The sequence below is a fragment of the Bacillus cereus group sp. MG1 genome (genome assembly GCF_040460035.1).
GTDB lineage: Bacteria > Bacillota > Bacilli > Bacillales > Bacillaceae_G > Bacillus_A > Bacillus_A cereus.
Genome location: NZ_JARVGY010000001.1, coordinates 4404384 through 4418546, shown reverse-complemented (window position 1 = coordinate 4418546; position 14163 = coordinate 4404384). Strand labels below are relative to the sequence as shown.

Sequence of the window (14163 nt, the reverse complement as noted above, 5' to 3'; positions counted from 1 at the left end):
TGGCTAAAATGATAAAAATAAGCACATCTTGTTATAAAAACAGATGTGCTTATTTTTTAATTTCTATGCATTTTTACGTTTTAAGAAAATCACTCCACCAACAATTAACAGTAATGCTCCTGCAGCCATAGAGATCCAACTTGTAAGATTAGTACCTGTTTGCGGTAACCATCCAATTTTAGATTGAATTTCTTTCTTAAGTTGTGGTTGTTCTTTTACTTGCTCGTTAGGTTGCTCTGGTGTTGGCGTATTTTTACCTGAATTTGGGTGTTCTGGTTTTGGTTGTTCCGATTTTCCCTCTTTAAATTTCACTGTTTGTCCCTTATCTTCAATTTCAGCGTGAATAGCTACTAATATATTATCTTGATACAGTTCTTCAAATACTACTACTTCTTTACCTTGTAATGCAGAAGCATTGAAAGTGAAGTCTAATGTGATAGAACCATTCTTCTCTTTAGCAGTAAACTTAGATTCTACTGTTACTTCTTTACCATCAACTAATAATGGCTTGTTTGTTGCTTTATCCACTAGTTTACCTTTTACTACGTACTCTTTACCCACGATTAAGTCTTTGTATTCCACTTTATCTTGGATTGTTACAGTTTTAGAAGCGTCTAACTCTTTAGAACCATCAGCTTTATTTGTAGCTGTCGTTTTAATAGAAGGCTCTACAAATCGAACTGTTTGACCTACATCGTTAATATCAGCGTGAGTTGCAATTACTTGCCCTTCATGTAATAAGTCTTCGAACACAACTACTTCTCTTCCTTGCTGTTCAGCACCAACAAAAGTAAAGTCTAATGTTACAAAACCGTTCTTTTCTTTTGCAGTAAATTTAGTCTCAGCTGTTACTTCTTTACCATCAATTAGTAATGGTTTGTTAATAGCTTTGTTCATTAATTTTCCTTTTACAGTGTACTCTTTACCAACAACTAAGTTAGTGTACTCCACTTTATCCTGGATTGTGATAGAATCCTTTGAATGAATCTCTTTTCCACCATCAGCTTTGTTTGTTGCTGTCGTTTTTACTGATGGCTTAACGAACTTAACTGTTTGACCTTTATCATTGATATCAGCATGTGTCGTAACAACTTTTCCGTCTTTCAGTAACTCTTCGAATACTACTACTTCTTTTTCTTCTAAACCAGTTGCATCAAAAGTGAAATCTAGTGTAATAGAACCATTTGCTTCTTTTGGTGTAAACTTCGTTTCAACAGTTACTTCTTTACCATTTACAACGAATGGTTTATTAGTCTCTTTATTCATTAATTTACCTTTTAAAGTGTACTCTTTACCTACTTGTAGGTCTTTGTATTCCACTTTATCTTGGATTGTTACAGACTTAGACGTGTGCATTTCTTTTGTACCATCTGTTTTATCAGTAGCTGTTGTTTTTATTGAAGGAATCTTTTCATCCTTGACAATGTGTTTAATGATTTGATCATTCTCTTTAATTTCAAAAGAGAACGTTTCTTCATTTAATACATAACCGTTTGGTGCAACAGTTTCTTTATATGTGTATTTTCCAAATGGTAACTTTTCAAATTTAGCGATTCCTTTATCGTCTGTTTTTCCTTTTACTACTTCTTTTCCTGCTTCGTTATAAATCGTAAATTCTGCATTTGGAAGCTTGTTATTTCCATCAGCTACATCTACCTTTGTAATTTCTAGATCACCTTTGATAAGATGATTAACTGCCAATAACTCAATAACCTTTCCATGTTCCTTTATTTCGAACATAATCGGTTCTTTAACAAGAACGTAACCATTTGGAGAAGCCTTTTCTACAAATGAATATTTACCATACGCTAAATCTTTGACGTTAATCTCACCATTTTTATCTGTCTTATATTCCCCAACTACTTTTCCACTTGCATCTTTTAGCTCGAATGCTGCACCTTCTAATTTTTTACTAATATCTTCATTATCTACTTTTAGTAATTTTACACTACCTTTCACTTCGGTATTTTCCACTGTAAAAGTAAGTGTTTTATTGTGCTCTTTAATTTCAAAAGGATACTTTGTTTTATTTCCAATATATCCATTAGGTGTTTTTGTCTCTAAGAAATAATATTTACCATACGTAAGATCTTCAACGTTTGCAATTCCATTTTCTTTTGTTACTACTTTTTTCACTTCTTTTCCATCTTCAGTGAAGACTGTGAATTCAACATTTGGTAAAATCTTTCCTGAATCACTAAGCTTTTTAATTTCGATGTTACCTTTTACTTTGTTATTTACTATTTGGACAGCTCCTGTTTCCCCTGTCTTAACTTCAATAGTTTGTGGTTTATCATCTGAAACATAGCCTGTTGGTGCTTTAATTTCTTTTAATGTGTAAGTACCAATTGGTAAGTTGTTTAATTCTGCCATACCATCAGCACCAGTCGTGATTTTTCCGACTGATTCATTATTTGCATTAAAGACCTCAAATACTGCACCAGCTAAAACTTCTCCATTTTCTCCAACCTTTTTAATTTTTAAAGAACCAGCTGCTTCCCAATTTACTGCAAGATCACTACTAAGCTTTTCTTCATTTCTCTCTAATAGTACTGTAGCATTCTGAACAGTATCCGTACCACGATAAGCAATTGCTTGAACTTGAGTTAGATTAGCAGCAACACTTAAATTAAATTCACCCGTTTTTGTATTCTTAGGAATTTGGATACGAAATTTTTCTCCAACTGAAAGCTGATCTTTCACTTCTCCATTTTCACTAACAATTCTAACTCCATTAGGTGCATTTTTCGCTACTACCTTATAAGAACCACTCTTAGCATTTGTTTGTACTGAATATAGATTTGTTTCGAAGAATTCACCCTTTAATTCTGCTTTTTGCTTTTCAGCAGGAATCACATTCATAAAAACATCTTGAGTCTCTTCACTATTGTTAGCATTACTAATAATAGCCTTAGCTGCTTTTTCAACATTTTTATTCTCATGTTTTAATTCATTTACATCGAGTTGACCTAATGCATTCCAAACCGCAAGTTGCGTTGCATAATGCGCTTCATTTTTATTAGCTACTCCCAGCTGTTCAGCACTTTTTTGCGGGAAACCATTTAATAAGACTCTATATACTACATTATCTGTTTTCCCCATTTCAGGAAGATCTTCACCATTTGGTGATTTTAATCCAAGGGTTAAGCAATAAGCAATTTGACCACTTGAATTTTTAATCATTTCAGTGCGAATGTACTTACCTAGACTATTACTATAACTCCAGTCCATTGAATATTTCTCATGCGTCATAACCTCTGCACTAGCCCTAGGTAAAAATACATTAAGGAATAATGCCAGTACTGATAATAATGTAAAAACTCTTATAATGACTCTCTTACCCAATTTTGTAACCTCCCTAAAATAAATTAATCCGAGTATATATCGCAATATCTAAAACATTCACGATCGACCCAATTATCATTATAAAACAATAAATTACAAATATTAAATAATTTTAATAAAATAGTCAAAAAATTTACACATTTTATTATTTATCAAGTTTTTTAACGAATTTACTATATACAAATTCTAAAACACGCCTACAATTTAAAAGACAAATATGTATGTTAAATATATAAATAGCAATTCCTTTACTCCAGTTATTAAGCTTTCCCCTATTAAAAATAGCCTTTTCATTTTCTTGTTAACCTGAGTAATTTATACACCTCTTTTAATCTATTACACTCCTTCATTTAAATATAAAGGTGACTTCTCGTTCAAATAATAAAGTGAAACTTTAATCCGCCCGATTCCCACCTAACTTCTTTACTTTCATTGAATTTTTGTGCGGGAGTCTTACTGCCCAAAAATAACGAGATATATTATGCAATATTGCATTTGATAATCATTTTCATTGTAACTATAATGATTACAGGATTACTATTAATCTAATATTCTACATGGAGGTTTTATTATGTTTAAAAAAATTATTGTATCTTCTATGGCGCTTACTATGTTCGGTGGAGCTGCAACTATGCTAGAGGCACCTACTGCTCAAGCAGCTTCTTATAACTCAACGTCATCCTCTTACTTTGATGTCACTCCTGAAGAGGCTGTGGCTTTCTATCAATCTCAAGACTATAAAAAATTAAAAGTATTTTTGGATGACTTTGAAGCTAGAAACCCTTATACTCCAGGTGGAGGCTACGCTCAAGGGAGTGTACGTATGCAAAAATTCAACGATGCTCTTAGAGATGCCAAATTAACAAATGTCTACCAAGAATTTATTAGAATCTCATACTACAATCATTATCCAGAACCAAAATAATAACAACAGATTAAATGTTTATTATTTCTATAACTTAGCCTAATTTTAAATGTATAACCTAAAAATAATTACTAAAAACCACTCATATAAGGGTGGTTTTTCTATTTCCCCATATAATTTAGCGGAATGTTACATCATCTTTATTTTAATATCTTTTATAGTAGACATTCTCTCGTTGACACAATCTAGTAGGTTAGCAATGGGGATATCAAAATATATTTATAATTATTTTCTGTTTAATAGCAAAAAACGAACACCCTCTCACAATTAGATAAGGTGCTCGTTTTCATTTTTATCGGTAATTCTCAATTCATTTTAGCTTCTTTCCAATAAGCAAAGATTAAATTAACTTAAAAACAAAGCGTTTTAAATTTAATTCACAGATCTTACTGAAACTTGGAATTGCCCCTTAGAACCATCATCATTTGAAACGTAAATTTTATATGTTCCATTCGGTAATGGAGATAAAGCATTCCGTACATTTGTAACATTAATTTGTTGTTCTCCAGGTTTTATATAACCACCAACAATTAGCTCTGTATTTGGACCTTTTACACTATATCCCATTGTATTTTGACCATTATTTTTCATAGAGAAGCTTAAGTCAGTACTCCCATCATATACGAAAGAAGTTTCAGCCTCGCCACTATAATTCATTGTTTGGGTTAATAATAAGTCTGCAGAAACATGTTCAACTACATGAATTGGATCATTCGTTTTGTGTACTTCTTCAGCATAAGTATTATTCCCTAACACACCAAGTGTTAATGCTGAAACTACTCCACAACTAAGCACTAGTTTATTTAACTTCATTTTAAGTTCCCCCTTGATGTTTGTATTCTATTACCATCATACATCCTTTTTTAAGTGCGTTTTTATGTAATAATTCATATCTATAAACCTATATATTTTAACTTTTCGCCTTAATAGTTATTGAGAAAGCCCCATAGATAAAGCTACAATATTACACTTCATAAAAAACATGTAAATTTTAAAGTCTTTTTCTAACAAAGTTTTATACGAGTAAGTACCAAAATACTCAAATAAATAGCATTTCTATTTCAGATAAAATGTACTAATAAAATTTTTCTAAAATTTCACTTTGTAATTTGATATATTCCATGTTAATATAACGAAGGCTACAAAACAGGAGTCACCACGCATATCTTTTTCACAGAATATTCATACTTAAAAAGACTTATTTTATCAGTAACTCAATCCAAATTTCACCTATACAAAAGTTAGTTTATGATTTCATATGTACATAAATTTAAATAGATTTTTTATCTATTATTTTTTTCTATTTTCCTTATCAATTTTAATACGAGTAATATAACAGCACTTTTCAAGTACCCTTCCTTTTTTAGATAAAAAGTCTACTAATACTAAACATCTATGTCCAACTCATACATAATTCTACTTACAAACTATCGGAGATGCAAAACTATGGGAATTTCTACTCTTTTATTAAATACCTTTATTATAATAATTTGTATCCTTAGCTATCACGTATTTTGGCTAGAGTTTAAAGAAAAAATAACATGTAATAATATGTTATTTTCTATCCTTTCCTCCATTGCTATTATTTTTTGTATGACTTTTCCTTTTCATTTACATGTGGGATTTATTTATGATTTACGTTTTATTCCTATAATATTAGTTTTTCTATATGGAAATACAAAAAACATTGTTTTTATAGGAATTTTATATCTTTCTTACCGGTTTTACTTAGGCGGAAATGGCGTTCTTCCATCATTTATTATCTTTACTATCATTTCTGTTATAACAATGCTCTTTCGTTACTTATTACCTATGTATTTTAAAGAAAAAAAGATATTATTAAGCTTACTTCTTATTTTAGTATGTACAGCTTCCCTTTCTATTTGCGGTATTGTAACTCAAATAAATACAGGAGGTAAAATAGACTCTACTCTCATAGAATTTTTATTAAATTATATAGTCATTAATATTTTCACAGTATTATTATCAGTTTATTTTATAGAGGAAATGATTGAGAAATATAAAATGAAAGAAAAACTGCAACGAGCTGAAAAATTTTATATAGCTAGCGAACTAGCAGCGTCAATTGCACACGAAATCCACAATCCACTAACCACGGTACATGGATTCACTCAATTATTAAATGAAAAACATGCCTCTAAGCTATCTCAGGATCAATACTTAGAAATCATGTTAATTGAAATGCAGCAAATACAATCTACTATTAATAACTATTTATCTTTAACCAAACCACAGAATACCCTAAAAGAAAAAATAGATATTAATCACATTTTAAATCAGGTGAAAGATACTATTTCACCACTCGCTCTATCATACAAAGTTGAAATCAAACAAAATAGTACAGATTCCTTTTATATAAATGGGGACCCCGAAAAATTCAAACTCTGTCTAAACAACATCATCCAAAACGGAATTGAGGCTATGAAAAATGGTGGATTATTACAAATAAATATACAAAAAGTAAAAGGAAATATCATAATTGATATTATTGATTCAGGAATTGGGATGTCATCTCAACAAATAAAACGAATTGCTTTGCCATTCTATTCAACAACAGAAAAAGGAACTGGGCTTGGTACTATGATTGCTTATAGTATTATTAGAGAATTAAACGGTGATATAGAAATAGAGAGTGAATTAGGTAAAGGGACACGCTTTTCTATTAGTATCCCTTGCTAATGTGATAACAATTTTCTGTTTAGTTAATTACATAAATGAATTTTAAGAATCCCGCTAGCTAGCTTACTTATTAATTATCTTAAATTCATATGCGTTAATTAAATATAATAAGGATCAGAGCCTATCTATTGTTACAGATACACTCTGATCCTTTAGTTTAATTCAATTAAAAACACTTAATATTTATAACTTTTCTTACATCGTGATGAAATACTAGTTCATCTATTTTATCTTATTTACTGATTAGATTGGTTTAATATAAATATAACATCTCGCGACACTTAATTTGTTATTATCATTAGAGACATTGCCTGCAGTTGTTTTTTCATTAAAGTACAGACCTTTTTCCATTCATTGAACAAGATAACTCCCCTTTTACTACTTCACTTCCACCGTATAATTCCCTGTCCCCCCGCCATACTGATACACATGTAAATAATACTTCCCTGGATACGTATAGTAACTACCTACTAGTTTATTCCCTTGTTGCTGAGCATACGTAACATAATTATTTAAATCTGCTTCAGAATAAAGTACCCAGTTCATTCCAATATTATTTTCATTCGTTACGTTAATTTGAAGGTTTTTAGCAGTCTCCACATTAATTTCAAAGAAATCACTTGTATCGCCATTTCCTAAACTAGCACGTAAAACTTGATTTAACTGCAATTTGTTTGCTGTTTGGAATGAGTTATTCGGTTCTTTTTCTACACTGTTATCTTCTTTCTTTTGAACAGTTACAGTCGCTGTAGCAGTATTAGTTGCTCCTTTATCGTCTGTTACCGTTAATTTCGTCGTATACGTTCCTTCTTTTGTATATACGTGAGTTGGATTTTGCTCATTACTTACTGCTCCATCACCAAACTCCCATTTATACGAAGTAATTTTCCCGTCTTCATCTTTTGATCCGTCGCTTGTAAATGAAATTGCTTCATTTACATTTCCGCTATACGGACCGTTTATAACTGCAACTGGTGCTTTATTCTCTGCACCTTCTTCTGTATTAATACCGTGGAACACAACATCATATTCAAATTGTCCTGATGTATTCACGCGATAATTTACAAAGTATGCTGTTACTGTTTTATAGCCTGTCCATTCCTTTGCACTTAAACGTTTTAACGTATCATTAACGTTTTGTGTAATTGTTTTCCAATCTTCATATTCTCCTTTTGCTGCAGTTCCTGTATATGTTCCTTGTAGTGTGAATGTATTAAAGAACTGTGATTTATTTTTCTTCACTGATACATTTTTCAATTTTGCTTCCGCTGTTATTTCTGCTGCAATATCTGAAACTGGCTTCGATGCATGATTCGCTAAATAATCGTCTGATACTAATGGCACATTATATTTCTCACGATTATCAACTAGCATTTGCATATAGTCCTGATATTCTTTATTTAAATTCGCATCTTTACTTAATGTAGAGCGATATGCATCATATGCTGTTACATCATTTTTCCTAATAAGATCATGTATTTTATCGAACATATCATATCTCTTATTGTACATATACGATTGTAAAGCAAAGGAATAATTATAGAAATCCCACGTTCCATACTTTGCATTTAACGTTCGCTCTGCCGTATAACGCTCTGCTGGATTTGAAGATAATCCTCCTATAATACTCTTTCTCGGTACAACATTATCCGTTCTCGTTGCCCCTGCAAAAAATTCAGCATTTCCTTCTTCAAACCAAGATAATCTTTCATTTTCATATATTTTCCCTTGTCCCCATAACCCTGGTACTTCATATCTACCTTGTAAATAATGCGTGAACTCGTGTCTGAATAATTCTTCTAAACTATAAATACTTTCTTCTGGCGTACGCTCATAAGTAAAGAACGTACCTGTTCCTTCTATATAAAGACCACCGTTATTCGTTTCATAACCGTACAATTGACGATTAAATTGATATTCTGCTGGGCTATTATAAATAACCATCGTTAATACATCATCAGGATTTCCTTTTTCTAAAGGTTGATCACTTTCAACCGTACGATGGAATTGTGCCTTTACTTCTTTTGCCGCCCAATATAAACGTTTTACTTTTTCTTCTGTCACTTTATCTCCAGCTTTTAAAACAATTGCTCCATCATCAAACGTATACGTTTTTGGCAAATATTTTTTCTTTCCATCTTCTCTTATTTGATCTAAATTCACCACTTTACCATTTGCATCTTTTCCGCCATAATTCGTTGCAATTTGCTCAGCAGCTACGAAATATTGCTCCCCTAAATACGGATACATTTTCATCGCATCTGTTACAACTTGTAACCCTTTAGTTCCTGTACTATGGAACATACCGAGTCTACCTGTATAATAAATGCCATTATTAATAAGCCAACCGTTTTTTGCTGTAATCGTTCCCATTAATGCAAAACGACTTAATTCATTAATATAACTATCTATTTTCTGATACCATACTGTATCTTTCGGTGCTTTCCTCGTATCGTACAAATACGATTGAATGTCGTAATCAACACCTTGCATAATATCGTAAATAGCATTTCCAGCTGAAAGATTATCTACTAATGTAGAAAAATTATCATTATATTGTTTAAAAATCTTTGCAGCCGATGTTATCGTTTCCACATCGCTCGAAGCGTTTCCTATTAACTTTCCGTATGATGATACCACTCTATTTTGCTCTAATGTACCCAGCTTAAAATTTGAATTGTTAGCCATCGCTTTTAATGCAGGTAAGCATTTATCATGATAACTCCGTTCATTTAATTTACTAAGTTCCGAATTATAAAATCCTAAATAAAATCCTGAACGTAATACCTCTACTAATGTCTCAATCCCTTTTGAATCATCCTTCGTATAGGCTTGTCCTTGCTGCTTCAATTTATCAATAATCGTCTGCATCCTACTATCATTTTGATAGAATGCTAGACTGTCTGTATTAAACTGAAATAGCCCCGTAATTTGCTCCCAATCAATTGTTACAAGTAAATCTACTAACTGCTGATTGCTTAATTGATTTAATTCGGCAATTGTATAAGTTTTCGCTACAGCTAATTGCTTACTTTCTTTTTTCACCTCAGGTGGTCTTTGTGATAAATCGGCAAATTGTAACCTTTTCTCAAAAGACTTGCTTTCGAGCACTTTCGATGAATGAGCTAATTCTTGTACTGGTAGTTGTACACCGACTGGCTCCATTTTGAGCACATTTCGATAAGAAACTTGCTCTCCCTTAGTATCTTCTGCCAAACTTACCCCTTGAAAACTCCCTAACATTAAACTAGCAAAACTTACCCCTACTAACATTTTCTTTGAATAGCCTTTCATGCTCTCCCCTACCTTACATTTTTAGTGTCCCGCTCCATTATTTTACTATTTTTACTTTTTGTCCTGTATTGAGAAAAAATAAGGTAACGTTCACACATGTATCCATTCCATATAAAATTAACGCTTGACTTTCCGTGCATTTTATATCAAAAAAAGATAGATAATAGCAAAATTCCTGCTACATCTATCCTCGTTTTCAACACTATGATTTTAACTTTATAAATGTAACTTCCGGTAATGTTTGCATATGCTGAATAAACTCATTCTTTTCTTCTGACGATATATTTTTCAGTTGCATCCCTACCTTATAAACAGTTTCTGTACCTTGCTGTGAAGCTTCCACCTCATATGAGAGTATTGGGATGCCTTTCACTTGTAGTGTTTCTAATATTTGTTGTACCGCTTCATGTTTATTTACAAACATTTGCACTGTTATATTTTGTGGAAATAAAAATTGCACCTTAAAAATACGACTTACAATTTCTAAACCAATTAAAACGAGAATCGTCGCTCCAATGCCTACTACATACATTCCCGCTCCAATTGCTAATCCTATGCCGGCAGTAGCCCATAAACCAGCCGCAGTCGTTAATCCTTTCACCGCCTGCTTTTGAATAATAATTGTGCCTGCACCTAAAAAACCAACTCCACTAACGACTTGTGCTGCAATACGACTTGGGTCTAGAGATATATGCTCTTCAAACACAATATCTGAAAAGGCATATTTCGAAACAACCATTATTAACGCACTTCCTACCGCTACGAGGAAATGAGTCTTTAATCCAGCTTCTTTCGATCGAATTTCTCTTTCAATACCAATCATTGCTCCTAACAAGCCAGCAACACCGATTCGTATAATAAAATCAAAATCTACACTCACGGGCACTTCCCCCCTTCATTCATTATAGATAGATAAAACAAAAATTATCACAAACATCCTTTTATTTACATGTAGGGATACCGCTAAAATATACTTAATACTCCGACCGTTTTATGTTAATATTTTAAATATTAACATAAAATAAATAACTTCTAATTTTAAACCTCCACTAATTTTCTAAAAAAACAAAGATGGATTACATGAAATTAGGTTGAGAAATTATAGAAAACGCTTTCACTTTGTATCGTAATTTTTTATAAAAACTATATAAATAAAGGAGCTTACTAACAATGAACGTCTCATTACTCACACCTACTACTGATTTACAAGAAGAATACTTAGATTTCTATAACGAATGGAAAGATAGCGGTGAAACAATGATCCCGTGGGTTATCTCAAAAAATCCTGCCAACTTCCCAGCTATGGTTCAAGAACTTCTCGATGCGCATAACGGAATAAATATCCCTGAAACTTGGGTACCAGACTCTACATATTGGCTTGTTACAGATGAAAATAAAATTGTGGGAGCTGTTAATATACGTCATAGTTTAACCAAACATTTATTTAACGCTGGCGGTCACATTGGTTATGGCATTCGCCCTTCTGAAAGAAGAAAAGGTTATGCTACGAAGTTACTAGCATTATCATTAGAAAAAACGAAGGAGTTAGACATCACGAAAGTACTTGTCGTTTGCGACGCTGTGAATACCGCTTCTGAAAAAACGATTTTGCATAACGGCGGGATTCGTGATGATGATTTCACTGAGGAAGATGGGAATATAGTAAGAAGATATTGGATTGAGCTATGAATAATTACAAATAAGCGAGAAAGTGATTATACACTTTCTCGCTTATTTTACACTGCTTCTATTTCAAACTGCACTGTAATACCACTTGGATCTACCACCACAAACCCATTTGTAGTTTCATTTATTTCATGTTGTTTTTCTATTAATCTTTCTTTCACTTCGTCTAACGCTTCTTTATGCGGTAGTACAATAGCATATACCTTTAGTCCAGTTGCATATACTGGTGGGTGTGGATTGTTTACTCCGTTCCACGTATTTGCACCAATATGGTGATGATATCCCCCTGCTGAAATAAATAAGCAATCCTCTTCACGCTGTTGTACTTCAAAACCTACTGTTTCCACATAAAATTCATGTGATTTCTCTACATCAGCTATTCGTAAATGTACGTGCCCAACGACAGTATTAGCAGGCAAACCATCAAACTCATAATCAACGAGTGTCGCCAATTCTTTTAAATCAAGTGGTGTACTTCCTCCTGACCCTTCTCCCCATTGATCACGCGGACGGTCTGCATAAATTTCAATACCATTCCCCTCTAAATCTTGCAAATAAAAAGCTTCGCTATATGTATGATCACTTGCACTATTAAACCTTGAAATTGGTAAAATTTCATTTGAATATGTATAACGCCCTTCTTGCTCATCCGGGCTGTCAATTACATTCTTATTACGAAGAACCCCAAATAGCGCAGAAGCAAAAGCTTCACGAGTCGGAACTAAAAAGGCTACATGATATATACCAGTCGTACGCGGTTCTTGCAGTACCCCGTCCTCTAGCTTTTCAAGAACAAGTAACGCGTTCTTTCCACCTTTTCCAGATAAATATGCTTTATTCCCCTCTTGCTTAATTACCTCTAATCCTACAACATTCTCATAAAAAGCAATTTGACGCTCTAAGTCTTTCACTTTAAATTCAACATGACCAATACGTGTTTTCGGATGAATTTGTACCATGAATAACTCCATCTCCTTATCCCTATATTTTTCCATTACATATAACCGTTACTATGAAGGATACAACTAAAATCATCCTATGTAAATAAGAAAAGTCAGAATTTATATACATTTTTATTTTCATAATAAAAAAGCCACCTTTTCTAAATTTCAGAAAAGGTGGCTTTATAACTCTTATCTCATTTTATGTACTTCAGCAACTAGCTTTCCACCCTGAATGCCCATATAAAGCTTCACAGGTGCATCATTCGTATTTTCAAATACTAAATCTAAATATGGATATGCAATTGTAGCATCTCTTCCTTGTGGAACATAACCTACCGTTTTAGAATGTGTAGTTCTCTCCACCATTTTCAGGCCAGCTTGATCTGCTGCATTGTATAAAGTTGAAGATGTTTGACAAACACCACCGCCATATCCATCTACTAATTTACCATCAACTATTTCTTTCCCTAATTGATATCCTTTATCTGGTGTTGTATCACCGATTAATGAATTAAAAGAGAAACGGTCTCCTTTTGCTAACACAACTCCATTTATGCTCGCTGCTGACAAACGAATATTCTCAATACGGCCACCTGTTGAACCACCTAAGTTCGTTTCATATCTACCAATTACCGCACCATTTCCTTGCGCATCACTTAATGTTGCGACTGGTTTTTTCTCCACGATCGGCAACTGATACGTAGCATCCCACATACCAACATTTAACAATTTATCTACTAATTCTTTTTCCATTAATTCATAAGAAGGTTTTCCTTCTTGCCAACTTCCATCAGGTGCTATACGTGAAGGAACCATTTTTTTGTCGACGCTTTTTCCAATCTCACCAACAACCTTTGTGACAGACTTTTTAAATTTCGCTTCATCTTCAAAATAGCCTAAACTAGATAAATCTAATTTTTTCACTTCAGTACCAGTTCGACCATCAACTAAACTAATAGTATCCTGTACTTCTGCTTTAGCCTCTACAGTGTGCCCACCAATATCACTTACCAATGCAACATCACTTACTTTTGCACCACAGCCACTCATTATAGCTACACATAACACCCCAACTAATATACCCTTTACTTTACGGAACAATATACTCTCTCCCTTTCCCCAACATCACTATTATGTATTTATTTCATTTTTATGTATGTTTTGTTACAATCATTTTACAATATGTTTATAAAATGTTACAAGTTATTTTTCACTCTATATAAATTACTCTTTTCTTTTATAAATGTCTATACATATTTACATAAAAGT

At 32.7% G+C, this 14163-nt stretch carries 9 protein-coding genes; 3 read left to right on the top strand and 6 right to left on the bottom strand.

What is annotated here, in order from left to right:
• Positions 1–63: 63 nt before the first annotated feature.
• The gene (locus QCI79_RS23185) at positions 64–3345 is read right to left on the bottom strand and encodes a VaFE repeat-containing surface-anchored protein (RefSeq protein WP_000520166.1); all 3282 of its coding nucleotides are present in this window, start codon (positions 3343–3345) and stop codon (positions 64–66) included.
• Positions 3346–3916: 571 nt separating this feature from the next.
• Here QCI79_RS23185 and QCI79_RS23180 point away from each other — a divergent pair.
• The gene (locus QCI79_RS23180) at positions 3917–4270 is read left to right on the top strand and encodes a hypothetical protein (RefSeq protein WP_000473483.1); all 354 of its coding nucleotides are present in this window, start codon (positions 3917–3919) and stop codon (positions 4268–4270) included.
• Positions 4271–4642: 372 nt separating this feature from the next.
• On the opposite strand, the gene QCI79_RS23175 is transcribed toward QCI79_RS23180, so the two are convergent.
• Entirely contained in the window at positions 4643–5083 is a 441-nt protein-coding gene (locus tag QCI79_RS23175) for a hypothetical protein (protein WP_000773523.1), read from the bottom strand.
• A 633-nt stretch (positions 5084–5716) separates the two neighbouring features.
• Between QCI79_RS23175 and QCI79_RS23170 the strand changes: the two genes are divergently transcribed.
• Positions 5717–6970 carry a sensor histidine kinase gene (locus QCI79_RS23170; RefSeq protein WP_000513017.1) on the top strand — a complete coding sequence of 418 codons (1254 nt, stop codon included), beginning with the start codon at positions 5717–5719 and terminating at the stop codon, positions 6968–6970.
• A 378-nt stretch (positions 6971–7348) separates the two neighbouring features.
• Here QCI79_RS23170 and colA read toward each other — a convergent pair whose 3' ends face one another.
• Positions 7349–10264: a collagenase ColA gene (colA, locus tag QCI79_RS23165; RefSeq protein ID WP_000679527.1), complete on the bottom strand. Its 2916-nt coding sequence runs from the start codon at positions 10262–10264 to the stop codon at positions 7349–7351.
• A 202-nt stretch (positions 10265–10466) separates the two neighbouring features.
• Positions 10467–11144 carry an MgtC/SapB family protein gene (locus QCI79_RS23160; protein WP_000109717.1) on the bottom strand — a complete coding sequence of 226 codons (678 nt, stop codon included), beginning with the start codon at positions 11142–11144 and terminating at the stop codon, positions 10467–10469.
• A gap of 290 nt (positions 11145–11434) precedes the next feature.
• On the opposite strand from QCI79_RS23160, the gene QCI79_RS23155 reads away from it, so the two are divergent.
• A complete protein-coding gene (locus QCI79_RS23155) occupies positions 11435–11953 on the top strand; it encodes a GNAT family N-acetyltransferase (protein ID WP_001103121.1) in 519 nt (172 codons plus the stop codon).
• Positions 11954–12000: 47 nt separating this feature from the next.
• On the opposite strand, the gene QCI79_RS23150 is transcribed toward QCI79_RS23155, so the two are convergent.
• Together QCI79_RS23150 and QCI79_RS23145 are read right to left on the bottom strand one after the other, a co-directional pair.
• On the bottom strand, positions 12001–12909 hold the full coding sequence (locus tag QCI79_RS23150; RefSeq protein WP_000249877.1) for a VOC family protein: 909 nt from the start codon (positions 12907–12909) through the stop codon (positions 12001–12003).
• 174 nt (positions 12910–13083) lie between these two features.
• The gene (locus tag QCI79_RS23145) at positions 13084–13995 is read right to left on the bottom strand and encodes a VanW family protein (RefSeq protein WP_000488972.1); all 912 of its coding nucleotides are present in this window, start codon (positions 13993–13995) and stop codon (positions 13084–13086) included.
• Positions 13996–14163: the final 168 nt, after the last annotated feature.

Coding starts and splice junctions, on each gene's coding strand:
- colA (WP_000679527.1), bottom strand. CDS start 10,264: ATGAAAGGCTATTCAAAGAAAATGTTAGTAGGGGTAAGTTTTGCTAGT.
- QCI79_RS23175 (WP_000773523.1), bottom strand. CDS start 5,083: ATGAAGTTAAATAAACTAGTGCTTAGTTGTGGAGTAGTTTCAGCATTA.
- QCI79_RS23180 (WP_000473483.1), top strand. CDS start 3,917: ATGTTTAAAAAAATTATTGTATCTTCTATGGCGCTTACTATGTTCGGT.
- QCI79_RS23155 (WP_001103121.1), top strand. CDS start 11,435: ATGAACGTCTCATTACTCACACCTACTACTGATTTACAAGAAGAATAC.
- QCI79_RS23150 (WP_000249877.1), bottom strand. CDS start 12,909: ATGGTACAAATTCATCCGAAAACACGTATTGGTCATGTTGAATTTAAA.
- QCI79_RS23170 (WP_000513017.1), top strand. CDS start 5,717: ATGGGAATTTCTACTCTTTTATTAAATACCTTTATTATAATAATTTGT.